The sequence below is a fragment of the Sphingomonas sp. genome, assembly GCF_017304635.1.
GTDB lineage: Bacteria > Pseudomonadota > Alphaproteobacteria > Sphingomonadales > Sphingomonadaceae > Sphingomonas.
On sequence record NZ_JAFKMA010000001.1, the window covers coordinates 669,712 to 693,741 of the forward strand.

Sequence of the window (24,030 nt, forward strand, 5' to 3'; positions counted from 1 at the left end):
GGAGCGGCGTGCTTTGATGTAGCGATGCTGCCACTCCTTCGCGCCGCCGTCGTCACGGTTTCCGCCGCCGGGCTGATCCTCTCGCCGCTCGCCGCCGCGGCGTCGGCCGACAAGGCGCCGATCGACGCGGTCGATCCGTTCATCGGCACGGCGGGAGAGGGGCACACCTTCCCCGGCGCGGTCGCGCCGTTCGGGATGGTGCAACTGTCCCCCGACACCGACGCCGACTGCGTCATCCGCAAATGTTACGGCCACGCCGCCGGCTATCGCCATGAAGACCCGACGATCGAGGGCTTCAGCGAGACGCACTTCTCCGGCGCGGGCCATTCCGACCTCGGTGATTTCCTGGTCATGCCGGTGTCGGGCGAGAGGGTGCCGACCGATCCCGGCAATCCCGCCAGACCGGGCAGCGGCTATCGTTCCCGGTTCAGCAACGCCAGCGAGGTCGCCAGCCCCGGCTATTACGCCGTCACACTGAGCGATGCCGGCGTCCGCGCGGAAATGACGGCGGGCACGCGGGTCGGTGTGCAGCGCTACACGTTCGGACGCGACAAGGCGGCGCACCTCGTGCTCGACCTGCGGTCGAGCATCTATAATTATCCGGGCAAGGTATCGTGGTCGTCGCTGCGGCTGCGCTCGGACGGCACGCTGACCGGCGGGCGCGAGACGCGCGGCTGGGCGCCGGGGCGGAAACTGTTCTTCGCGATGCGTTTCTCGCGCCCGCTGCTCGCACACGACTTCCGCAATCGCGAGACCGACGTGCCGTATCGCGGGTTCAAGGGGCCGGGCCGGTCGGGCAGCGACATCGCCGAGATCAAGGGCCGCGCCCTGGTCGCGCAACTCGACTTCGGCCGGCTGACGGTGCCACTCGAGGTCAAGGTCGCGCTGTCGAGTGTCGACGAGGACGCGGCGATCGCCAATCTGGCCAGCGAACCGGGCGACTTCGACGCGGTGCACGCCCGCACCCGCGCCGACTGGGCGAAGGCGCTGGGTGCCGTGGAGATCCAAGCACCGGCGCCGATGCGCACGTCGCTCTACACCGCGCTCTATCACGCGTTGATGGCGCCGAGCGTGTTCTCCGACGCCGACGGTCGCTATCGCGGACCCGACGATCAGGTGCACAAAGCGGACGGTTTCACCTTCCGCTCGACCTTCTCGCTATGGGATACGTTTCGCGCCGAGCATCCGCTGCTGACGCTGATCCAGCCGGCGCAGACGACAGTCGACGCGGTCCGCTCGCTGATGGCGAGCCAGGCGGAGAGCCCGTACGGCATCCTGCCGATCTGGCAGTTCGCGGGGCAGGAGACGTGGACGATGATCGGCTATCACGCCGTGCCGGTCATCGCCGATGCGTATCTGAAGGGGATCAAGGGCTTCGACGCCAACGCCGCGCTCGACGCGATGGTGGCGAGCGCGACCTATGCACCCTATGGCGGGCTCGGCGATTATATGAAGCTCGGCTACGTGCCGATCGATCGCGAGCCGGAGGCGGCGTCGAAGACGGTCGAATATGCCTTCGATGACTGGACGATTGCACGGATGGCGCGGAAGCTCGGCCGGGCCGACGTCGCTGCGACGTTCGAGAAGCGCGCCGCCTATTGGCGCAACAGCTTCGACGCGAAAACCGGCTGGCTGCGTGCGCGCAAGGCCGATGGCAGTTTCCGCACGCCGTTCGACCCGACCGCGATCAATTACGGGTCGGATTATACCGAGGGCAATGCCTGGCAATATTCGTGGTTCATGCCGCACGACCAGGGCGGGCTGATCCGCCTGCTCGGCGGCGACGCGCCGACGATCGCCAAGCTCGACGCGATGTTCGATTTCGACAATTCGAAGCTCGACTACAGCCATGCCGAGGATATCGCCGGGCTGATCGGCCAGTACATCCACGGCAACGAGCCCAGCCACCACGTCGCCTATCTCTATGCTTATGCCGGCGCGCCGTGGAAGACGCAGGCACGGCTGAAGCAGATCGTCGACAACCAGTACAAGCCGACGCCGGACGGCCTCGCGGGGAACGATGACCTCGGCCAGACGTCGGCATGGCTGATGTTCACCGCGCTCGGCTTCTATCCGGTCGCGCCGGGGAGCGGGGAATATGTCATCGGCCGTCCGTTCGTGAGTCGCGCGACGCTCAACCTGCCGAATGGCAAGCGCTTCACGGTGATCGCCGACGGAATGAACGACACCAACCGTTATGTCGGTTCGGTCAGTTTGAACGGCAATGCCCTGTCGCGCGTGTTCATCACCCATGACGAGATCATGGCAGGCGGCACGCTGCGCTTCGCGATGGCGGCGAGGCCGAACCTCATGTGGGGCAGGGATAAAAACGCTCGGCCCTATTCGATGAGCGGGTATTGAAACGAAACTCTTGTTGCATTGCAGCAAAAGTCTTACTTATCATCGCATGGATATGGCCGATCATCCCCAAGCCGCGCCCGCCGGGCCGACGCCGACCATTCTGGAGGCGATCGTGACGCGCCGTTGCGTCACCGCTTCGTACAACCGCCAGCCAGTGGTGCTGGCGCCGCACGTGCTGTTCAACAAGCACGACGCGCTCCATGTCGGCGCGGTGACGGTCGAACGCGGCGGGCAACCGCCGCGCGAACCCAAGCTGGGGGTGTTCAAGCTCGACGGACTGGGCGAGATCGCCATCACCGATCGCCCGTTTTCGATCAGCGAATTGTGGCAGCCCGACGACGAGCGCTTCGTCGGCAAGGCGTTGCTCGCGGTCGAGAACTGATCCCGCGGTCGCTCGAGCGATAGCCCGGTATCGCGCCGTCGCGTGCCGTGCCATCATGGCGCGATGAGCGAGGCGGTTTCCACCAATCCCGTATCACGCGGCCTGCGCTGGGCCTGGCCGGCGCTCGGGCTGTTCGTTGTCTCGCTGCTGTTGCTCGGCGGCTGGCTCGCCGATGAACTGATCGAGGGCGAGCATTGGTCGCTCGACACCGCGATCCTGCTGGCGTTGCGCCATCCGCACGATCTCGCGCAGCCGATCGGGCCGGGCTGGCTGTTGCAATCGACGGTCGATATCTCGGCGCTGGGTGGCGACACCTTGCTGTGGTTGTTCGGGCTCGCCGGTGGAGCGTGGCTGTTGTTCGCGGGCAAGCGAGCGGAGGCGGCGTGGATCGCGCTGTCGCTGATCGGGGCGACGGTCCTGAACGGAATGTTGAAAGCATGGATCGCACGACCGCGGCCCGAACTGGTGCCGCACCTGGTCCACGTCACCCATGCCAGCTTCCCGAGCGGGCACGCGATGGTGTCGGCGGCGATCTACCTGACGCTGGGGCTGATGCTGGCGGAAGGGATCGAGCCCAACGGCTGGCGCGATCGCGCGGCGCGAGTCGCGGTGGTCGGGTTCTTCGCGGCGCTGGCGGTGCTGATCGGGATGAGCCGCGTCTATCTGGGCGTGCATTGGCCGAGCGACGTGCTGGCCGGGTGGTGTTTCGGGACGGCATGGGCGCTGCTGGTGTGGGCGGCGAACCGCTGGTGGCACGGGCGGCGCGCCGCACCTAGCTAGGGAAGAGGGCGACCACCGGCCGCCCTCCCGTTATCCGATCAGCGATAGCAGACGCGGACCTGGCGATGATGACGCCACTCCCAATGGCAGCGCGACCTGTAGCCGTGCCCACGCCAGCCACGATGCCAACCGTAATGCCGCCCGCGATCCCAGCCGTAACGGCGTCCGTGGTCCCAGCCGCGATGGCGGTCGTTGTGCCAGCCGTTGTGGCGGCCATTGTCGTGGTGCCAGTCGCGCTGCGGCGCCGGCGCGGCGCTCGCCACGGTCGGCACCGCCGCGCTGGCCAGGCCGACCGCGAGGCCAGCGGCGATCAGAAACGTCTTCATCACATCCTGTCCTTTCGAGCCCGGGGAATGGGCATGCCCCGGCCTACGCCCGCGACCAGGCATGGTTCCTGAACGCGGTTGTAGGGTGGGGTACAGGGAGGATCTGCCGCGCTTTTTACGTCGAAGGATCGCGATGCTTCTTCCATCGCAGGAACAAGATCACGCTGAACGCACATTCGATCGCCCCGACGAGCAGGGCAACGCCAACCGGCAACATGGTCGGATGGAGCATACCTATAGCGGCGGCCAGCGCCAGCGCTCCACCAAGCACCCAATACACCGGCTCGCCATAGACAGATCGGAAAATGAAGTATCGCGCACCGATGGCGACGGCCACGGCGGAAAACACCATCGCGGGAGCCACCTGCAGCAGTGCGTAACCGGTCAGAATGCCAGCGAACAGTATCGCCGTGCTTTCGCTGGCCAGACGTTCGAGGGGGTTACCGTCGAACGCTTTGCCAGCCTTGAACAGCACGCGGCTGATGACGACCGATGCGGGAAATATCAGCATTCCGCCGAGGAACAGCGCGATGAAGGCGGACCGGATGCCATGCGATCTTTCCACCAACCCTGCCACCAGCCAGACCGCGCCAGACACGAAAACGCCAGGTGCGCCACCCACGTAGGAACGTGCCATGTCGCGTTGCGCCGAACCGATGTCCAAGAAAGCCCCCATTTGTAGTTTGCGAAGCCGCAATGCGCATGGCGTGTCGATTTTGCCAGCCCCGCCGGCACTCGACCTCCCCGATTTGAACGCGAGTCACCGTTACCACCTGTCGGGTCGTCAGCCGCCGCTCGTTCCAACGCTCACGAAACTATCCATCACCCGCTTCCGCCCGGCCTGTTCGAAGTCGATCTCGAGCTTGTTGCCCTCGATCTCGGCGATTTCGCCGTAGCCGAACTTCTGGTGGAACACGCGCATGCCCACGACCAAGTCGTCGCGGCCTTTGTTGCCCAGACTGATCGCGCTGGCGCGAGCTTCGACGACACGGGGGGCTTCGCGGGTGAAGGTGCGGCTGGTGAACCCGCCGCCGGGACCGGCGAAATCCACGCCCGCCGCGCGTTGCCAGCCGGGGCCGCGGCCGGTGCCGCGCGCCACGTCGGCGAAAGGGTCGGCGCGTTCGGACCAGTTGGCGCGCCACAGGCTCTCGCCGCCGGCCATGCTGCTCTCGCTCTCGATATGGTCGTTCGGCAATTCGCCGACGAAGCGGCTCGGGATGCTCGACGTCCACTGGCCGTAGATGCGGCGGTTGGCGGCGTGGATGATGATCGCGCGGCGCCGCGCGCGCGTGATCGCCACATACGCCAGCCGGCGCTCCTCTTCCAGGCTGGCGAGCCCACCCTCGTCGAGCGAGCGTTGCGACGGGAACAGTCCTTCCTCCCACCCGACCAGGAACACGGTGTCATATTCCAGTCCCTTGGCGGCGTGGATCGTCATGATCGTGACCTTGGCCTCGTCGGCGGTCGCCTCGTTGTCCATGACGAGGGAGACGTGCTCGAGGAACGCGCCGAGGCTGTCATACTCCTCCATCGCGCGGACGAGTTCGGTCAGGTTCTCCAGCCGCCCGGCGGCCTCGGCCGATTTCTCGGCCTGCCACATTGCGGTGTACCCGCTCTCGTCGAGCACCTGGCGCGCGAGGTCGGGGTGGGGGAGGTCCTGCGCCATCGTCCGCCAGCGCGCGAGGTCGCCGACCAGATTGCCGAGCGCGCGCCGGGCCTGCGGGGTCAGCTCGTCCGTATCGAGGATGCGCGCGGCGGCGACCGTCAGCGGCACCCCCTCGCCGCGCGCAAGCTGGTGGACCTTCGCGACCGCCTTGTCGCCGAGCCCGCGCTTGGGCACGTTCACGATGCGCTCGAACGCGAGATCATCGGCCGGCTGCGCGACGATGCGCAAGTACGCGAGCGCGTCGCGGATTTCCTGCCGCTCGTAAAAACGGAAACCGCCGACGATGCGATAGGGCAGGCCGATCGCGATGAAGCGGTCCTCGAACTCGCGGGTCTGGTGCTGCGCGCGGACCAGGATGGCGATATCGTCGAGCGACTTGCCGGTCCGCTGGCAGCTTTCGATCTCGTCGCCGACGCGGCGTGCTTCCTCCGGCCCGTCCCACACGCCGAGCACCTTGACCTTCTCGCCGGCGTCGAGCTCGGTCCACAATTCCTTGCCCAGCCGCCCGCTATTGTTGGCAATCACCGCACTGGCGGCGGCGAGGATGTGCGGGGTCGAGCGGTAATTCTGTTCGAGCCGGACGATCGTCGCGCCGGGAAAATCCTTCTCGAACTTCAGGATGTTCTCGACCTGCGCGCCGCGCCACGAATAGATCGACTGATCGTCGTCGCCGACGCAACACAGGTTGCGCCGCTCCTGTGCGAGCAGGCGAAGCCACAGGTACTGGACGCTGTTGGTGTCCTGATACTCGTCGACCATGATGTATTTGAAGCGGCGCTGATACTCCGCCAGCACCTCGCGATGCGTGCGCAGGATGACCAGCATGTGGAGCAGCAGGTCGCCGAAATCGCAGGCGTTGAGCGCCTTCAGCCGCTCCTGATAGGCGGCATAGAGTTCGCCCCCGCGCCCGTTGGCATAACGCTCGCTCTCGCCCGCCTGAATGTCGGACGGGACCAGCCCCTTGTTCTTCCACTCGTCGATCAGCCCGCCGAGCTGGCGCGCGGGGAAGCGCTTCTCGTCGATATCGGCGGCGGTGACGAGTTGCTTGAGCAAGCGAAGCTGATCGTCGGTGTCGAGGATGGTGAAATTGGGGTGTAGTCCGACCAGCTCGGCATGCCGGCGCAGCATCTTCGCACCGATCGCGTGGAACGTGCCGAGCCACGGCATGCCCTCGACTGCTTCGCCGACGATCGCGCGGACGCGCTCGCGCATCTCGCGCGCGGCCTTGTTGGTGAAGGTGACGCTCAGGATCTCGGACGGCCAGGCGCGGCGCGTGAACAGCAGGTGCGCGAGCCGCGCGGTCAGCGCGGCGGTCTTGCCGGTGCCCGCGCCGGCGAGGACGAGCACTGGCCCTTCGGTCGTCAGCACGGCCTCGCGCTGCGGCGGATTGAGGCCGCGGAGATAGGGTGGATCGTTGGGCAGGGTGGCGGGGTCGGTCACCGGCGAACAGGTAGGGAACGGAGGCGGTTAGGGCAACCTTTGGCGGGGATTGGCGCGGGTTAGCCGATGGTCAAGCCATCGGCCGGATCGAGCTTCGCTCGTCCGCCGGCTGTGCTCGGTGCTACAGCACCTGCGCAAAAAAACGGGGCGGCTCGGGAAAGCCGCCCCGCAGTTCGGGGAAGACTGGCCGACAGGGGGGAAGGGCCAGTCCCAGGTCGCGGCAAGCAAGGGGAGGATCGCCGCGACGCCTCTGCAGATAGGAAGCGTTTGTATCCGGACAATGCCCGGATTGTTGCAAATTGTCGCAATCGGCGAACGCGCCACTAGGAATTGACGGTCGTGGCGGCGACTGGGTCGGACGTCGCCGCAGGGTCAGTGAAGTACGGGTCGATTGGCGAGCGGTGAAAGACGCATATTGGACGCCTGCTCGGAACCATCGTTGCTCTCGCGCTTTTCCAGCCTCAGCAACGAAAAGTTGCAATGCAGCAAAAATCCGCTTGGCTTGTTCGTTCGAACGAATTAATTGGCGTGTATGGTCCAGCGCCGACTCCTAGAAATCGCCGTCGAGCAATTCGGCCAGCGTGGGCTGGAGGGGGCGAGCACGCGTGACATCGCGGCGGCGGCCGGGACGGCGATGTCGTCGATCACCTATCATTATGGCGGCAAGGACGGCCTGTACCTCGCCGCGGCGGATTTCGTGGCCGATCAGCTCGGCGCGGACGATGACAGCGAGGCGATCGAGGAGCAGACCGCGACCGATGATCCGGCGACGGCGCGCGCAGCGATCCATGCCATCGTCGTGCGTTTCCTCGACCGGATCAAGCAACGCGATGCCGATTCCTGGGCGCTGTTCATCATGCGCGAGCAGATGAACCCGACCGAGGCGTTCGAGCGCATCTACGCCGGCGCGATGGGCCGTCAGTCGCGGGCGATGGTGCAGCTGATCTGCATCGCGACGGGCGTGAAGGATGGCTATGCCGCCCGGCTCGCCGCGATTTCGCTGATCGGGCAGGTATTGGTGGTAAAGGCCGCCCGCGCGACCTGCCGCCGGCTGCTCGAATGCGACCAGCTCAACCCCGCCATCATCGACGACTACGCCGCGCGAGTCGCGGCCAATATCGACGCCATCCTCGATCGGATGATCGCCGAGCGACAGGAGCAAGCATGAGCGACGACAAGCCGCAGGACTGCGATTCGGCCGAGCACAAGGATGCGTCGGCGGGCACCGATCAGCACTCGCAGTCGAAGGACGCCGGGCAGGGTGACGGGCCGCGCGATGGCGAACAGGATTCGGGCAAGGACGCGGACGGTGCCAAGAAGACGCCGATCTTCCGCAAGCCCATCTTCTGGATCATTGCCATCGCGGTGGTCGCCGCGGTCGTGATCGGCGGCACGCTCTATTACCTCCACGCGCATCAGTTCGAATCGACCGACGATGCGTTCGTCGACGCGCACATCGTGCGGATCGCGCCCGAAGTGTCGGGGACGCTCGAACAGGTCGCCGACCTCGACAACCGCCACGTCCAGGCGGGGCAGATGCTCGCGGTGATCCGCCCGACCGGGCCGGAGGCGCAGCTCGCCGAAGCCAATGCCGGCGTCAGCCAGGCCCAGGCACAGGTCCAGCAGGCGCAGGCACAGGTCGTCGCCGCGATCGCCTCGCGCGATCAGGCGCGCTCGCAATCGCTGGCGCCGGTCGCGACGGCCGACAAGGCGGCGCAGGATCTCAGCCGTTATGAAAACCTCGCGCGGATCGATCGTTCGGCGGTCGCGTCGACTCAACTCGATCAGGCGCGGGCCAATTATCGCTCCGCCGCAGCGCAGGCCGCCGCCGCGCGGCGTCAGGTGACGAGCGCCGACGCCCAGATCGCCGTCGCGCGCAAAGCGGTCGATGCCGCCAATTCGGTCGTCTCCGCTCGCCGCGCGCAAGTCGCGCAGGCCAAGGTCACGGTCGGCGACCTCCGCCTGACCGCGCCGGTCTCGGGCCAGGTCGTCAACCGCTCGGTCAATCGCGGGTCGTACGTCGCGCCGGGCACGCAGATCCTGGCGATCGTCCCCGACGCGATGTGGATCACGGCCAACTTCAAGGAAACCCAGCTCCAGCGGATGCGTGTCGGGCAGGATGTCGCGATCAAGGTCGATGCCTTCCCCGATCTGAAGTTCCACGGCCGGGTCGACTCGATCCAGCGTGGCGCGGGGCAAGCCTTCGCGCTGTTGCCGCCGCAGAACGCGACCGGCAATTACGTGAAGGTCGTGCAGCGCGTGCCGGTGCGGATCGTGTTCGTGGTCGGCAAGGACGACCCCGATCCCCGCAACTATCCGATCGGTCCCGGCATGTCGGTCGTCCCGACGGTCAAGGTCCAGTAGGATGGCCAGCGCCGCCGCGAAGGCGGGGGCGGGCGGCTGGGACAACAGCCGCTCGGCCGCCGGGCCGTACAATCCCTGGTTGATCGTGGCGATGATCTCGCTGCCGACGTTCATGGAGGTGCTCGACACCTCGATCGCGAACGTCAGCCTGGACCATATCGCCGGCGGCCTGTCGATCTCGACCGACCAAGCGACGTGGGTGCTCACCAGCTATCTGGTCGCCAACGCCGTCGTCATCCCGATCTCCGGCTGGCTGTCGGACGCGATCGGGCGCAAACGCTATTTCCTGATCTCGATCGCGCTGTTCACCTTGTCGTCGCTGGCGTGCGGGCTCGCGCCCAATATCGGCACGCTGATCCTCGCGCGGGTGTTGCAGGGGGTCGGAGGCGGGGGCCTCGCGCCGGTCGAGCAGGCGATGCTGGTCGATACCTTCCCGCCCGAGAAGCGAGGCATGGCGATCGCGGCCTTCGCGATCGTCGTCGTGGTCGGGCCGGTGCTCGGCCCCACGCTCGGGGGCTACATCACTGAGGTCGCGAGCTGGCACTGGGTATTCCTCATCAACGTGCCGTTCGGCATCGTCGCGTTCTTCCTCGCCGACATCTTCGTCGACGAGCCGGAGCAGGTGAAAAAGGACCGCGCGAAGATGCTGGAGGGCGGTCTCCGGATCGACGTGGTCGGCGTGATCCTGGTCGTGCTCGGCCTCGGCTTCCTCGAACTGACGCTGGATCGCGGCGAACGCGAGGATTGGTTCGCGAGCGGGATGATCGTCACCACCGCGGCGATCTCAGCGATTTCCCTGGTCTCGCTCGGCTTCTGGGAATGGCGGCAGAAGAACCCGGTCGTGGACGTGAAGCTGCTCCGAAACCGCAACTTCTCGGCGACGCTCATCATCATGGCCGTCACCGGCCTGATCCTCTACGGCACGACCCAGCTGATCCCGCAAATGTTGCAGCAGGTGCTCGGCTACAGCTCGTTCGATTCCGGGCTGGCGCTAACCTTCGGCGGAATCGCGACGGTTATCATGGTGCCGTTTGCCGGCGCGATGGCCGGCAAGGTCGACGTGCGGATCCTGCTCGGCGTCGCGCTGCTGATCCAGGCCGGCGCGCTGTGGCACATGACGCATATGAGCGCCGACATCACCTTCTTCGACGCGGCCTTCGCGCGGACGTTGCAGGCGGTCGGATTGCCATTCCTGTTCGTGCCGATCAACGCCGCCGCCTATAACGGGCTTCCGCGCGAGAGTACGGCGCAGGCGTCGAGCATGCTCAACGTCGCGCGCAATGTCGGCGGATCGATCGGCATCTCGATGTCGCAGTCGTGGCTGGTCGGATCGATGCAGACGCGGCAGTCGCAGCTGGTCGAGAACCTCAACCCGCTCAATCCGAACTATACCGACTGGATGGCGCGCGCGAAGAACGTGTTCGCCGGCACCGCTGACCCGAACGCGATCCCGACCGGCGTGCTGTATCAGCAAGTGATGCGGCAGGCGGCGATGATGGGGTTCCTCGACGTGTTCCGCGCGCTGATGATCCTGGTGCTGGTGCTGACCCCGACGGTCCTGCTGCTGCGCGGCGGGCGGAATACGAGCGGAGGAATGGGACATTGATGATGAAGAAGACCGCCGCACTCCTGGCCTTGATGGGAACCGTTGCCGGCTGCACCGTGGGTCCGAACTACACGCCGCCGCAACTGGCGGTGCCGACGGCGTATAGCGGGCCGCAGGCGGCGATGCCGCCGGGCCAGGCGATCGATCCGGCGCGGTGGTGGGATGCGTTCGGCGATCCCGTTCTCGCTGGGTTGATCGATCGCGCGCTCAAGGACAATCCCGACATGGCGACCGCGGCGAGCCGGGTGCGCCAGGCCCGGCTCGGCGAGATCCAGGCGCGGGCGCAGTACAAGCCGCTGGTCAACGCCGACGCCAATGTGACCGACGTGCGGTTCAGCAAGAATGCCGGATTCTCGCAACTGGCGCGCGCGTTCGGCGGCGGCGGTTCAGGGTCGGGCAGCGGCAGCAGCGGCGCGACCGCCGGCGGCATCGCGCTGCCGGGGGACAGCATCAAGACCTTCGCGGTCGGCTTCGACGCCAGTTGGGAGCTGGACGTTTTCGGTGGCGGGCGGCGCGGGGTCGAGGGCGCGCTGGCGCGGACCGAGGCGGCCGAATGGAGCCGGCGCGACGCGGCGGTGACGCTGGCCGCCGAAGTTGCCGACGCCTATTTCGCGCTACGGCTCGATCAGGACCAAGTCGCGGTGCTGAACGGCGAGATCGAGCGACAGGCGCGGGCACTGCAGATTTCGGGCAACATCGCGAAGGTCGGGCTGGTCCCGGCGATCGACGTGACGCGGCAGAACGGCAACATCACCGCGACGCGCGCGCGGCTCGAGCCGCTGAAGGCAGACCTTGACGTGCGCAAGCATGCCTTGGGGACGCTGATCGGGCAGAATCCCGAGGCGTTGCTCGGCGAGTTGTCGACGGCGCTACCGGTCCTCGCGCCGTTGCCGGCGATCCCGACCGGGTTGCCGAGCGACCTGCTACGGCGACGGCCCGACGTGCGCGCGGCAGAGCGCAACCTGGCGGCGGCGACGGCGGATATCGGCGTGGCGGTGGCCGACCTCTATCCGAAGTTCAGCCTGACCGGGCTCGCGCAGTTGATCTCGACCACGCTCGGCAATCTGTTCACCGGCGACAGTCTTCAGTTGACGGGGACGGGGGCGGCGACCTTCCCGCTGCTCGACTGGGGACGACGCAAGGCGACGGTCGGCATGCGCAAGGAACTGCGCGAGCAGGCATATCAGGACTATCGCTCGACCGTGCTGACGGCGTTGCGCGACGTCGAGGATGCATTGTCGCGGATCGATGCCGAACGGCGGCGCAATGCCTTGCTGCGGCAGGCGCTGGGCGACGCCGATCGCTCGGCCACTGCCGACCTGTCGCGCTATCAGGCGGGGCTGGTTGCTCAGGACACCGTGCTCAACACGCAGATCGACGTGTTGCGGGCGCGCGAAAACCTAGCGGCGAGCGATGCCCAACTGCGGCAATATAGCGTTGCCCTGTTCAAGGCGATCGGTGGCGGCTGGTCGGAGACGATGGCAGAGCCGGCGCGCGGCGCGAACTGAGCAGCGTATTGGAACAACGATCGCCGCTAGCGACGTTAACGTTTCCGATTCGAAATGGTTAACAAATAGTTAATTTTGCAGTGCTTTTTCCGGCTGGTCTTACAGTCGCCGCCGCCGAACTGCTCGCGTAATCCAGATAAAGATCGGCCCGCCTCCGCTGGCATCCCGCTGAAAAAACGGAAAAACCGGCGGACGACGGGCCGTCTAATTCGCTTTTACCAGGGACGAACTGCGTCGCCGTGGAGCAGCGCGATGAGGAACGCGATCATTGCTTTTCTCCCGTGCACCCACCCCGGGGCACGCAATTTCCCTAATGGAAACTTAACCAAAAATCAATCGAGCCAGGTGATATCGACGTTGCCAAAACGACACGGAATTAGCGTGCTTAAGAGTTCCTTCAGCGCCTTTGCCTATTGCGGTAGTAATGGTACGCACGATTGATCCCCTGCTGGCCGCGGGCCGCACGGACGCACCGGCTGGTGAGCCGAGCGCGCCATGGAATGCGCAGGCGTTCGTCCAGATCACCAATTTCACCATGCTGCGCCGGCTGGTCGGTGTCGCGCGCGCCAACGATATCGCGGTGGACGTTGCGGCGCGGCTGACCGCGGCAGTACCGGGAGCAGCGGTCAACGTCCTTGGGCGACTGGTGATAGAGATCCAGACGTGCGTCGCTGGTGCGGATGAACTGAACGAACTGGCCAGCAACATCGCCGGCGCGTTCGCGCGGCCGCTCGATCTCGACGGCGAACAACATCTCGTCGAACTCGCGGTGGGCGTCGCGGCGGGGCCTCCCGGCCAGATCGACGACGTGCGCCTGGCAGAGGAAGCCGAGGAAGCGTTGGGCCAGTCGCGCAGCGAAGCAGCACCGGTGGTTCGCGACCTGTCGCAGATCGATCCGGCCAACGATCGCCATACCTTGCGCCGCGACTTGGTCGGTGCGGTCGATCGCGGCGAGATGTTCCTGCAATATCAGCCCAAGGTCCATGTCCGCCGTCAGGAAGTGGCAAGTGCCGAAGCGTTGATCCGCTGGCGTCACCCGACCCGCGGCCTGATGCTGCCGAACGACTTCATCCCGATCGCGGAGAATTCGCGCGCGATCGGACGGCTAACATTATGGGTCATCGAACAGGTCATCGCCGACCAGCAACAGCTGCGCGCCGATGGCGAAGACATCACGATCTTCATCAACATCTCCGGACAGTTGCTGAGCGACGCCGGGTTCGTGAAGCGCGCATGTCAATTGGTGACGGCGAGCAAGATGCCGTTCGGGTTCGAGATCACCGAAACCTCGGTCATCCGCGATCCCGTGAGCGCGATCGCCAATCTCAACACCTTCGCCGACCATGGCATTTCGATCGCGATCGACGATTACGGCGCGGGCCTGTCGAGTTTGGCCTATCTCAAGCAGTTACCGGCGAGCGAACTCAAGATCGACAAGATGTTCGTGCTGCAGCTGACGAGCAGCAACCGCGATCCCCTGATCGTGCGCTCGACCATCGACCTCGCGCATGCGCTGGAGATGGAAGTGACCGCGGAGGGTGTCGAGACGCCAGCGGCGCTGGCTTTGCTCAGCGTGATGGGCTGCGACATGATCCAGGGCTATCTCATCAGCCGTCCGCTCGAGATCGAGGCGTTTCGCCAGTATATGCGCGACCACAAGGATGCCGGACTGGTCGACGCCGCGCGCGCGAGTTTCCGCGCGTCCGCGTTCCGCCGCGCGGGGTAAGCGCTTAGCGCCGTCTTAACCTCGCATCGTGATGATGGTGTCACGATGCCGCGCCGAACGTTCACCTCTCTGATCTTGGCCATGCTCGGCATCGCGGCGTCGTCGGCTCAAATTCACGCGCAATCGGATGCGGCAGCCCGGGCGGACGCACTGATCGCCGCCGCGCGCGCGTCGATGGTCAGCGATCCCAAGGCAACGATCGCAACGGCTCGACAGGCCCGAGCGATCGCGGCGAAAGGCGGCGGCGGGAATGCCGCACAGGATATCGCGACATCGCAATGGCTCGAGGGGGAGGCGGACCTGCGGCTGAACGACCCGGGTGCTGCGAAATCTTTGTTGGAGGCAGCGTATGCAGCGGTCAAGGACCAGCCATCGTCGCGCCTGAAAGGTGACGTCCTGCGTTCGCGGGGCGGATATCATTGGGCGGTGGCGCAAGTCGCTCCGGCCCTGACGGACTATCAGGCAGCGTTCGAGATATATCGTTCCGTTGGCGACACACGTAGCCAAGCCGTCACCTTGCTCCTCATCGCGTTGCTCTATCAGGATGCGACCGATTACGCATCGGCACTCAAATATTATAATCAGGCGCTCGATACGTACCGCGGAGATCCTCAGCTTTTGGTGGGAATGTATAATAATCGCGGCAACATGTTCAAAGAGTTGGGGCGATATGCCGAGGCGCAATCGGATTTCGATGCTGCCCTAAAACTGGCGCGACAGCTGAACAGCGTCGTCATTCAAGGACAAGTGCTTCGGAACTTGGCGTGGATGCAACTTCGTGCCGGTAACGTCGATGCAGCCGATCGTCTGGTTGCCGAAGGCTTCCGGTTGCCGAGTGATCTCGATAGCGACGATTCCCGTCGGCTGTTCTGGTCGGTTGCGGCTCAGATATCGCTGCAACAGGGGCACTTCGATGAAGCGCGCCAACGCATCGAGCGCGCCTTCGATGGCGCGGGTGATACCACATCGACGATGGTCTGGTGGCAGGCGCACAAGACGGCGTTCGAAATCTACAAACGCGTCGGTGAGCCGGGGCTTGCCCTGCAACACCTCGAAGCGCTCAAGCAGATCGACGACAGCAGCAACAAGGTGGCGGCGTCGGCCAACACCGCGCTGATGGCGGCGAAGTTCGATTCGAACAATCAGCAGCTCAAGATCGCCAAGCTCCAGGCGGACGAAGCCAAGCGGACGTTGGAATACGAACGCGCGAAGGCGCGGACGCAGCTATGGATCTTCGTCGGATCGGGCGTGTCGGTCGTGGTGATCTTCGGCATGCTCGGCTTCGGGTTGGTCACGATCCGGCGCAGCCGCGATCAGGTGCGCGCGGCCAACGTCGATCTCGCCGCGACCAACGTGGCGCTGGGTAAAGCGCTGGCGGCGAAGACCGAATTCCTCGCGACCACCAGCCACGAGATTCGCACGCCGCTCAACGGCATTCTGGGCATGACGCAAGTGATGCTGGCCGACCAGAGGCTCGACAGCGCGATGCGCGACCGGATCGGCGTCGTCCACGGCGCCGGCGTGTCGATGCGAGCGCTGGTCGACGACATCCTCGATGTCGCCAAGATGGAGACGGGCAATCTGACGATCGAGCGCGCGCCGGTCGATCTGCCGGCGATGCTGCGTGACGTGTCGCGACTGTGGGAGGAGCAGGCGCGGGCGAAGGGGATTGCGTTCGAGCTCGACGTCGCGCAGGCGCCGGCGCGGATCGAGAGCGACCCGGCGCGGCTCCGTCAGGTCGTGTTCAACCTGCTGTCGAACGCGCTCAAGTTCACGCAGGCCGGCTCGATCCGCCTGACCGCGCAGGTCGTCACGGCCGACGCTGGCGAGCAACTGGCGATCGTGATCTGCGACACCGGCATCGGCATTCCCGCCGACAAGCTGGAGCTGATCTTCGAATCGTTCCGCCAGGCCGATGCCGGGACGACGCGCCAGTTCGGCGGGACCGGTCTCGGCCTGGCGATCTGCCGCAACATCGCGCGGGCGATGGACGGCGACGTCGCGGTCGCCAGTGCGCCGGGTGAGGGATCGACCTTCACGCTGACCGTGCCGCTGGTCCGGCTTGCGGAGGAAGTGTCGACGCCGGCCGACGCGAGTGAGCCGGCGTTGCTCATCATCGACAAGAACCCGATCAGCCGCGCCACGCTGAAGACCCTGTTCGCGTCGAAATTCGCCAATCTGAAGGTCGCCGGGTCGATCGACGAAGCGCGACAGCTGATCGACGGCGGCGGGGTCGGCCGCGTGCTGACCGACGAAGCGACGATCGCGATGGCCGGGTCGGCCGAGGACGGCGTTGCGGCGCTCGACGGCCCGCCGCTATCGCTCCTGTGGAGCCAACCCGATGAGAATACGACGGAACGTTTCGCCGCGCTGGGCGTCGATCAACTGATCGCCAAGCCGATCGCCAGCACCGCGCTCGTCCTCGCGATCGTTACGCGAGCGAAAAAACATGTTATTGCGCAACAGGCTGCTTGAGTTGATAGGGGCAGCAATGCACGATTCTATCCCGGGCTGGGGAGCCGACGGATTATGAACGTTCTCTTCATCGAGGACGATCCAATGAATCGCCGCGTCGTCGGCGATATGCTCGACGTAGCCGGCGCGACCATGGTCGAGGCCGAAAGCGGCGAGGTTGGACTGAAACTGATCGACGAGCGCGATTTCGACATGGCGCTGGTCGATCTCCGCATGCCGGGAATGGACGGCATCACCGCGATCCGTGCTATCCGGGCGCGCACCGATGCCAAGGCCAAGCTGCCGATCATCGTCGTCACCGCCGATACCGCGATCGACCTACGCGAGCGGTGCCTGGCGGCGGGGGCCGACGACGTGCTGTTCAAGCCGGTCGCGATGGACGCGCTGTTCGAGGCGATGGGCCGCATCCTGGCGGGCGGCGAGGGCGACGTCATCCTCTGACCGCGACCGGTGCGGCTTTCGGTCGCACCGCGCTCGTGCCAAGGATGCCGGGATGGTCGGCAAGCTTTCTCGCGAATCCCGCCCGCTCGGCAAGAGCGGCATCCTGGTGTCCCCGATCGCGTGGGGGATGTGGCGATTGGCGGGCGAGCCGGCCGACGCGCGGGCTCTGGCGGAAGCCGCGCTCGACGCCGGTATCACCCTCTTCGACACCGCCGACATCTACGGCGCGCAGGAGCAGGGCGGGTTCGGCGCGGCGGAGACGCTGTTCGGCCGGATACTCGCCGAAACGCCGGGGCTGCGCGACCGGATCGTGCTGGCGACCAAGGGCGGGATCGTCCCCGGCGTGCCTTACAATTCGAGTGCCGGCTATCTCGACCGCGCGATCGAGGCGTCGCTGCGCCGGCTCGGCGTCGAGCAGGTCGATCTGTGGCAAGTGCATCGCCCGGACCTGCTCGCGCATCCGCAGGAGCTCGCCGCGACGCTCGAACGCTTCGTGACCAGCGGCAAGGCGCGGGCGATCGGAGTATCGAACTTCACGCCGGCGCAGGTCGCGGCGCTCGAAAGCTTCCTCACCGTGCCACTCGCGAGCATCCAGCCGGAATTCTCGCCGCTTTACACCGCGCCGCTTTGGGACGGCACGCTCGATGCCGCGATGGCCCGCGACCATGCGGTGCTGGCCTGGTCGCCGCTCGGCGGCGGGCGGATCGCGCAGGGGCAGGGGGATGCCGCCGACCTGCTCGCGGCCAAGGCGGAAGCGTCGGGCGTATCTGTCGCCGCCGCCACTTACGCCTGGGCGATGGCGCATCCGGCGCGGATCATCCCGATCGTCGGCAGCCAGCGGGCCGAACGCATCCGGGAATCCGCCGACGCCTTCCGCGTCGAATGGACGCGCGTCGAATGGTATAAGGTGCTGGAGGCGGCGACGGGGCAGAAGCTGCCTTGACCATCATCACCGCCGCCTTTGGAGGCCCGACCGGGAATCGAACCCGGGTGCAAGGATTTGCAGTCCTCTGCGTCACCACTCCGCCATCGGGCCTCGACGTGCGGCAAGGCGCGGGGCTTTGCGTAAGGCACGCGGCCAAGTCAACCGCCACCGATAATTTCGTCATCGGGTTGGCGTCGGCGACCGCGCGCCATATAGAGGCGCTCGCGATACGAAGTGTATTGCGCAGATAAAACAGTTGTGCGATTGGGCTGGCTATGAACGATCCGGCAGCGGACATCCTTGGATACGACGCGATGCGCCACGCGATGGTGCAGAGCCAGTTGCGGACCAACGCGGTCAACGACCCGCGCGTGGTGACCGCGATGGCGAAAGTGCCGCGCGAGAAATTCGTACCCGCCGGCGTGCGCGCGCTGGCCTATCGCGACACCGCGGTGGCGATCGGCAACGGCCGGTCGATCAACGTGCCGATCGCGACGGGCAAGTTGTTGACCGAAGCGTACCTGACGCCGACCGACCGCGTGCTGCTGATCGGGGCGGCGGGCGGCTATACGGCGGCGGTGCTGGCCGAGCTGGTGGCGTCGGTGGTCGCGGTCGAGAGCGATCCCGATCTCGCGGCGCATGCCCGTACGGCGCTGGCCGGTACGACGGTGACCCTGGTCGAGGGGCCGCTTGAGCGCGGTTATGCCGAGGGTGCGCCGTACGATGTGCTGGTGATCGACGGCGCGATCGAGCAGGTGCCGGCGACGCTGACCACGCAGCTCGCGCCCGATGGCCGGATCGTGACCGGCCTGGTCGAGCGCGGCGTCAAGCGGCTGGCGTCTGGCCGCGCGATCAAGGGGGCGTTCGGCCTGCGCGCGTTCGCCGATATCGATTGTGTCGATTTGCCGGGCTTTGCCAGCCCGCGCGGTTTTTCGTTCTGAATTTGGGGGTTCCGATGCGCGTTTCCGTCCTGCTGGGTTGCGTCGGGCTTGCCGCCCTCGCGGCCGTGCCGGCGACCGCCGACACGCTGCGTGAGGCATTGCTCGCGGCCTATAAGAACAATCCGAGCCTCGCCGCGGCACGCGCCGGTGTTCGCGCGACCGACGAAAACGTGGCGATCGCCGAGGCGGCGGGGCGCCCCGGCGTGTCGGTCAACGGCAATTACACCGAGAATGCGCTCAACAGCGCCAACACCTTCCTGTCGCCGCAGCGCCAGGCGCAGGGTAACGCCCAATTGGTCGTGCCGCTTTATCAGGGCGGGCGCGTCGCTAACTCGATCCGCGGCGCCGAAACACGCGTCGAGGCGAGCCGCGCGCAATTGCGCGGGACCGAATCGGATCTCTTCGTCGGCGTCGTCGGCGCCTATATGGACGTGATCCGCGACGAGGCGATCGTCGGACTCAATCAGGAAAACGTGAAGGTGCTGGAGGTCAACCTCCAGGCGACGCGCGACCGGTTTCAGGTCGGCGACCTGACCCGCACCGACGTCGCCCAGTCGGAAGCGCGCCTGTCGGTCGCGCGCGGCCAGCTGGAAACGGCGCAGGCGCGGCTGATTTCGAGCAAGGAAAGCTATATCCGTCTGGTTGGCACGCCGCCGGGCAAGCTGGAGGATCCGCCCGCGCTGCCCAACCTGCCCGATTCGGCGGATGCAGCGGTCGATGTCGCGCTGAAGAGCAACCCGAACCTGCTGGCCGCCCAACGCAGCAGCGACGCGAGCCGGTTCGACGTCAGCGCCGCGCGGGCGTCGCGCCTGCCGCAAGTGTCGGGCGTCGTCGGCGGCAATTATTTCAACTATCTCGGCTCGTACGGCGCCGGCACCAGCCCGAAGCCGGGCCAGACCGGGTCGGCGGCCACGGTCGGCCTGCAATTCACGCTCCCGATCTATCAGGGCGGTTTGCCCGCCGCGCAGGAACGCCAAGCGCAGGAACGCCGCGCGCAGGCGCTGGAGACGGTGACCGATACCGAGCGCGCGGTGATCGCGCAGACGCGCTCGGCCTATGCGATCTGGAAATCCTCGCTGGAGGTGATCGCCTCGTCGCAGCGCGCGGTGGAGGCCAACAAGCTCAGCCTGGAGGGCGTCCGCGCCGAGAACAGCGTCGGCAACCGCACCATCCTCGACATCCTGAACGCCGAGCAGGAATTGCTCAACAGCCAGGTGACGCTGGTGACGGCGCAGCGCGATGCGTATGTCGCGGGCTTCGCATTGCTGTCGGCGATGGGTGAGGCGGAGGCGCGCGACCTCGGGCTCGACGGCGGCGTGCTCTACGACCCGCTGAGCAACTACAAGCGCACCAAGCGCAGCTGGAGCGATTTCGGCGGCAAATCGACCTACGTCCCGACCGGCACCAGCACGCGCGGCACCCCGGCGCAGGACGCCAGCCAGCAGCGTCCGCTCGACCCGAGCCTCAACGCGCCGGTTGACACGGCCCCCGATGCACCGCCAAGTGGGACGCGGAAATAGCCCGCGACGATCGCAGGCGATCCGGTTTGTCAGGGAAGCAGGCCGTTTATGGGGGACGTGAGCGCGGAACCGTCGATGGAAGATATCTTGGCCTCGATCAAACGCATCATCGCCGAGGATGCGGACGGCGGCGCGCACGTGCGCGCCCGTCGGCGTGCGGCGCCCCCCGTCGTCGATCTCGACGATCGCGACCATGACGAACGGCACGACGTGCTCGACCTGAACGAGCCGGCGCCGAGCCCGGTCCATTTCCAGCCCGAGCCGCCGGCGATTGAACCGATGCCGATGTCGCCCCCCGTTGCCGAAATGACCGACGCCATGCCCGCCGCCCCGACCAAGTCCGAATCGATCGCTCCCGCCGCCGCTGCGCCGGTGAACGAGACGATCGTGTCGCCCGCCACCGCGGAGGCGAGCCGCGCGCCGCTCGACACGCTGTCGAAGCTGGTCGAAAAGCCGGAGGCGCCCGCCGCCGACGGCATCACGCTCGACGCGATGGTGCGCGAGATGCTGCGCCCGATGCTGCGCGAATGGCTCGACAAGAACCTGCCGCCGATGGTCGAGGCGCTGGTCGCCAAGGAAATCGCCCGGATCGTCGCCGGGCGCTAAAGTGTGCGCGAACGGCGGCCGGTTGCCCGGCTCGCCCGCATCTGCTTTACCTCTGGGCCATGAAGAAGCTCCTGTTCCCGGGCGTTGCGCTCGCTTCGCTCGCCGTTCCGGCCGCCGCTCGCCAGTTGACGATTGCCGACGTAACGATGCTCAGCCGCGTGTCGTCGCCGGCGGTGTCGCCCGACGGCCACTGGCTGGTCTATCAGCAGCGCGAGACCGATCTGGAGCGTGATCGCGGCACCACCGACCTCTGGCGGCTGGACCTGACACGCAAGGGCGCGAGCCCCGAGAAGTTCGTCGCCGAGGCGAATGTGAACGAAGGCGCGCCGCAATTCTCCGCGGACGGGCGCTGGGTCTATTTTCAGTCGGACAAGGGCGGCGAGGACAATGTCTGGGTCGTCGCGGCAAGCGGCGGCGCGCCGAGTCAGGTCACCGACCTGAAAGGCGGGATCGGCGGGTTCAAGGTCGCGCCGACCGGCGACAAACTGCTGATCTGGGCCGATCGCTGGCCGGGCGCCGCGACCAGCGAACCGGCGATGGTCAAGAAGGCCGCCGATGCCGGCAACGGCCGCACCTACGATCAGTTGTTCGTCCGGCACTGGGCGAGTTGGTCGGACGGTACGCGCTCGCAGATCTTCGTGCTGCCGCTGGCGAACGGCAAGGCGAGCGGGTTCGGTCGCGCGATCGAAGGCGCGCTGGTCGGCGACACGCCGTCCAAGCCGTTCGGCGGCGGCGAGGAGATCGCCTGGAGCGCAGACGGCAAGACCGTCTTTTTCGCCCTGCGCGAGGCGGGGCGGATCGAGCCGTTGTCGACCAACCTCGACATTTTCGCCGCGCCGGCGGACGGATCGAGCGCGCCGGTCAACCTGACCGCCGCCAACCAGGCGACCGACACGCAGCCGAGCGTCTCGCCCGACGGTAAGTGGCTCGCCTATGCGGCGATGAAGCGGCCGGGCTACGAAAGCGACAAGCTGACGCTGATGATCCGCGATCTGGCGACCGGGCAGGTGCGCGCGCTGACCGACAACTGGGACCGCTCGATCGAGAGTATCGCCTGGTCGCCCGATTCGAAGACGATCTACGTGACCGCCGAGGACGTGCAGGAAAACCCGGTCTGGTCGGTGTCGCCGACGACGGGCAAGGTGACGCGACTGACGAAGCTGGGCAATGTCGGGAACGTCGTGCCGACCGCCAAGGGGCTGGTCTACACGCTGAACTCGCTGACGGCGCCCGACGATTTCTATGCGCTGGCGAGGGGCAAGGCGACGCGGCTGACCGACGTCAATGCCGACAAGCTGGCCGGGATCGAATGGCCGACCGTCACCAAGTTCAGCTTCACCGGTGCGAACAACGACACGGTCTGGGGCTATGCGGTCAAGCCTGCGGGCAGCAGCGGCAAGGTGCCGATCGCGTACATGGTGCATGGCGGGCCGCAGGGATCGAGCAACAACAGTTGGTCGTATCGCTGGAACCCGGCGCTGTTCGCCGGCGCTGGCTACGGCCTTGTCGCGGTCGATTTCCACGGCAGCACCGGCTACGGTCAGGCGTTCACCGACGCGATCCGCGATAATTGGGGCGGCTGGCCGCTTGAGGATCTGAAGAAGGGCCTCGACGCCGCGACCGCGAAGTTCGACTGGCTCGACAAGGACAATGCCTGCGCGCTGGGCGCGTCCTACGGCGGCTACATGATGAACTGGATCGAGGGGAACTGGCCCGATCGCTTCAAGTGCATCGTCCAGCACGACGGTGTGTTCGACGCCCGCGCCATGGCCTACGAGACCGAGGAACTGTGGTTCGACGAATGGGAGCATGGCGGGCATCCGTATTACGACGCGCCCGACGCGTTCGAGAAATGGAACCCGGTCAACCACGTGACCGCGTGGAAGACGCCGCAACTGGTCATCACCAGCGAGGGCGATTACCGCATCCCCTACACGCAGGGGATCGCTGCCTTCACCGCGCTACAGCGGCGCGGTATCCCGTCGCGCCTGATCGTCTTCCCCGGCGGCAGCCACTGGGTCACGGCACCCAAGGAGAGCCGGCAATGGTATCGCGAAGTGTTGGGCTGGCTCGACCAGTGGACCGGGAAGACGCCGGCCAGATAGCCCGCCTTATTCGTTAACTCGATCGCCCTGACTTGGCCGCCCGAGGCGTGCCAAACCGAGACGTTGCGCGCGCGCCACGGTTAACGCGAAAAAGAAACCATCTTTGCGGCTCGACGTTGAATTTAATCTAAAGCAAGCGTTAGGGGCGATGAACGTCATTCCCCATCAGGTTCAGTCATGAACACTCACGCTTTCGTGAACGGCCGGACCGTTTCGGTCGCCGCCGCGCTGCTGACGGCTGTCGCGTTGGGTCTCACCGGCGCGCAGACGCCGACGATGGCGGCTGCGCCCCCGTCCGAGATCGCCAAGCTGGCGGCGGCCGGCGGCGTCCCGGCGCTCGAGGCCATGCTGGATCTGCGATCGCCCGGATTCCGGATGCCGGGTGCGCTGACCCAGACCAAGCTGCGGCGGATCGCGACGATGGAGGAATATTTCGGACCGAAGCAGCGCGTGCTGAGCAAGGTTCGCACGCGCCCGATCGTTCCCGGCCGGGGCATGCCCAACCAACCCGATACGGTGAACACGGTCGATTACGTCACGCCCAACATGTCGCTCGTTCCGACCGAGGGCGTCGGTACGGAAACGCCGCCCGACGATGCGGTCGGAACGCGGTCGACGTTCGCCGGCGGCAGTTTCCAGCCAGGCGGGACGATGATCTTCGGCGGCGGGGGTGGCAGCGGCGTCGGTGGCGGCGGTGGTGTGAGTTCGGGCGGGGGCGGTGATCCCACGCAGGTCGTCACCAGCGCAGTGCCTGAGCCGGCGACGTGGTTGACGCTGATCGTCGGCTTCTTCGCGGTCGGATTTGGGCTGCGCAACGGTCCGGCCCGGCAACCGCGGCGTCGCGTCAGCTTTTCCTAA

The 24,030-nt window shown here is 66.4% G+C and carries 19 protein-coding genes and 1 tRNA gene; 16 read left to right on the forward strand and 4 right to left on the reverse strand.

Annotated features, from left to right (window positions below):
- Nucleotides 1-24: 24 nt before the first annotated feature.
- The 3 genes from J0I47_RS03365 to J0I47_RS03375 all read left to right on the forward strand — a co-directional run bounded on the left by J0I47_RS03365 (nt 25) and on the right by J0I47_RS03375 (nt 3,523).
- Nucleotides 25-2,361: a GH92 family glycosyl hydrolase gene (locus tag J0I47_RS03365; RefSeq protein WP_294045022.1), complete on the forward strand. Its 2,337-nt coding sequence runs from the start codon at nt 25-27 to the stop codon at nt 2,359-2,361.
- Nucleotides 2,362-2,413: 52 nt separating this feature from the next.
- Nucleotides 2,414-2,743 carry a hypothetical protein gene (locus J0I47_RS03370; RefSeq protein WP_294045023.1) on the forward strand — a complete coding sequence of 110 codons (330 nt, stop codon included), beginning with the start codon at nt 2,414-2,416 and terminating at the stop codon, nt 2,741-2,743.
- Between the two features lie 63 nt (nt 2,744-2,806).
- Nucleotides 2,807-3,523 (forward strand): phosphatase PAP2 family protein, encoded by a 717-nt coding sequence (locus J0I47_RS03375; protein ID WP_294045024.1) that lies wholly within the window; start codon nt 2,807-2,809, stop codon nt 3,521-3,523.
- A gap of 38 nt (nt 3,524-3,561) precedes the next feature.
- On the opposite strand, the gene J0I47_RS03380 is transcribed toward J0I47_RS03375, so the two are convergent.
- The 3 genes from J0I47_RS03380 to J0I47_RS03390 form a co-directional block, all read right to left on the reverse strand.
- Nucleotides 3,562-3,849: a hypothetical protein gene (locus J0I47_RS03380; RefSeq protein WP_294045025.1), complete on the reverse strand. Its 288-nt coding sequence runs from the start codon at nt 3,847-3,849 to the stop codon at nt 3,562-3,564.
- A gap of 115 nt (nt 3,850-3,964) precedes the next feature.
- Nucleotides 3,965-4,513: a hypothetical protein gene (locus tag J0I47_RS03385; protein WP_294045026.1), complete on the reverse strand. Its 549-nt coding sequence runs from the start codon at nt 4,511-4,513 to the stop codon at nt 3,965-3,967.
- 120 nt (nt 4,514-4,633) lie between these two features.
- Entirely contained in the window at nt 4,634-6,955 is a 2,322-nt protein-coding gene (locus J0I47_RS03390) for an ATP-dependent helicase (RefSeq protein ID WP_294045027.1), read from the reverse strand.
- A 532-nt stretch (nt 6,956-7,487) separates the two neighbouring features.
- On the opposite strand from J0I47_RS03390, the gene J0I47_RS03395 reads away from it, so the two are divergent.
- From J0I47_RS03395 to J0I47_RS03430, 8 genes are all read left to right on the forward strand, one after another.
- Nucleotides 7,488-8,123 carry a CerR family C-terminal domain-containing protein gene (locus tag J0I47_RS03395; RefSeq protein ID WP_294045028.1) on the forward strand — a complete coding sequence of 212 codons (636 nt, stop codon included), beginning with the start codon at nt 7,488-7,490 and terminating at the stop codon, nt 8,121-8,123.
- On the forward strand, nt 8,120-9,319 hold the full coding sequence (locus J0I47_RS03400) for an HlyD family secretion protein (protein ID WP_294045029.1): 1,200 nt from the start codon (nt 8,120-8,122) through the stop codon (nt 9,317-9,319). Before J0I47_RS03395 ends, J0I47_RS03400 begins: the two co-directional genes overlap by 4 nt.
- A 1-nt stretch (nt 9,320) precedes the next feature.
- Nucleotides 9,321-10,925 carry a DHA2 family efflux MFS transporter permease subunit gene (locus J0I47_RS03405; protein ID WP_294045030.1) on the forward strand — a complete coding sequence of 535 codons (1,605 nt, stop codon included), beginning with the start codon at nt 9,321-9,323 and terminating at the stop codon, nt 10,923-10,925.
- Nucleotides 10,925-12,433: an efflux transporter outer membrane subunit gene (locus J0I47_RS03410; RefSeq protein WP_294045031.1), complete on the forward strand. Its 1,509-nt coding sequence runs from the start codon at nt 10,925-10,927 to the stop codon at nt 12,431-12,433. Before J0I47_RS03405 ends, J0I47_RS03410 begins: the two co-directional genes overlap by 1 nt.
- Before the next feature lie 424 nt (nt 12,434-12,857).
- Nucleotides 12,858-14,159 (forward strand): EAL domain-containing protein, encoded by a 1,302-nt coding sequence (locus J0I47_RS03415; protein WP_294045032.1) that lies wholly within the window; start codon nt 12,858-12,860, stop codon nt 14,157-14,159.
- A gap of 45 nt (nt 14,160-14,204) precedes the next feature.
- Nucleotides 14,205-16,634, forward strand: coding sequence for an ATP-binding protein (locus tag J0I47_RS03420; protein WP_294045033.1), 2,430 nt, complete (start codon nt 14,205-14,207; stop codon nt 16,632-16,634).
- 54 nt (nt 16,635-16,688) lie between these two features.
- The gene (locus tag J0I47_RS03425) at nt 16,689-17,075 is read left to right on the forward strand and encodes a response regulator (protein ID WP_294045034.1); all 387 of its coding nucleotides are present in this window, start codon (nt 16,689-16,691) and stop codon (nt 17,073-17,075) included.
- Nucleotides 17,076-17,127: 52 nt separating this feature from the next.
- The gene (locus tag J0I47_RS03430) at nt 17,128-18,018 is read left to right on the forward strand and encodes an aldo/keto reductase (protein WP_294045035.1); all 891 of its coding nucleotides are present in this window, start codon (nt 17,128-17,130) and stop codon (nt 18,016-18,018) included.
- A gap of 19 nt (nt 18,019-18,037) precedes the next feature.
- On the opposite strand, the gene J0I47_RS03435 is transcribed toward J0I47_RS03430, so the two are convergent.
- Nucleotides 18,038-18,111: transfer RNA gene (locus tag J0I47_RS03435), tRNA-Cys, on the reverse strand.
- A gap of 164 nt (nt 18,112-18,275) precedes the next feature.
- On the opposite strand from J0I47_RS03435, the gene J0I47_RS03440 reads away from it, so the two are divergent.
- From J0I47_RS03440 to J0I47_RS03460, 5 genes are all read left to right on the forward strand, one after another.
- Nucleotides 18,276-18,941, forward strand: coding sequence for a protein-L-isoaspartate O-methyltransferase (locus J0I47_RS03440; RefSeq protein WP_294045036.1), 666 nt, complete (start codon nt 18,276-18,278; stop codon nt 18,939-18,941).
- A 14-nt stretch (nt 18,942-18,955) separates the two neighbouring features.
- Nucleotides 18,956-20,461: a TolC family outer membrane protein gene (locus J0I47_RS03445; protein ID WP_294045037.1), complete on the forward strand. Its 1,506-nt coding sequence runs from the start codon at nt 18,956-18,958 to the stop codon at nt 20,459-20,461.
- Nucleotides 20,462-20,536: 75 nt separating this feature from the next.
- Nucleotides 20,537-21,067, forward strand: a complete 531-nt coding sequence (locus tag J0I47_RS03450; protein WP_294045038.1) for a DUF2497 domain-containing protein — start codon at nt 20,537-20,539, stop codon at nt 21,065-21,067.
- 59 nt (nt 21,068-21,126) lie between these two features.
- Entirely contained in the window at nt 21,127-23,172 is a 2,046-nt protein-coding gene (locus J0I47_RS03455) for a S9 family peptidase (protein WP_294045039.1), read from the forward strand.
- Nucleotides 23,173-23,349: 177 nt separating this feature from the next.
- Nucleotides 23,350-24,030, forward strand: a complete 681-nt coding sequence (locus J0I47_RS03460; RefSeq protein ID WP_294045040.1) for a hypothetical protein — start codon at nt 23,350-23,352, stop codon at nt 24,028-24,030.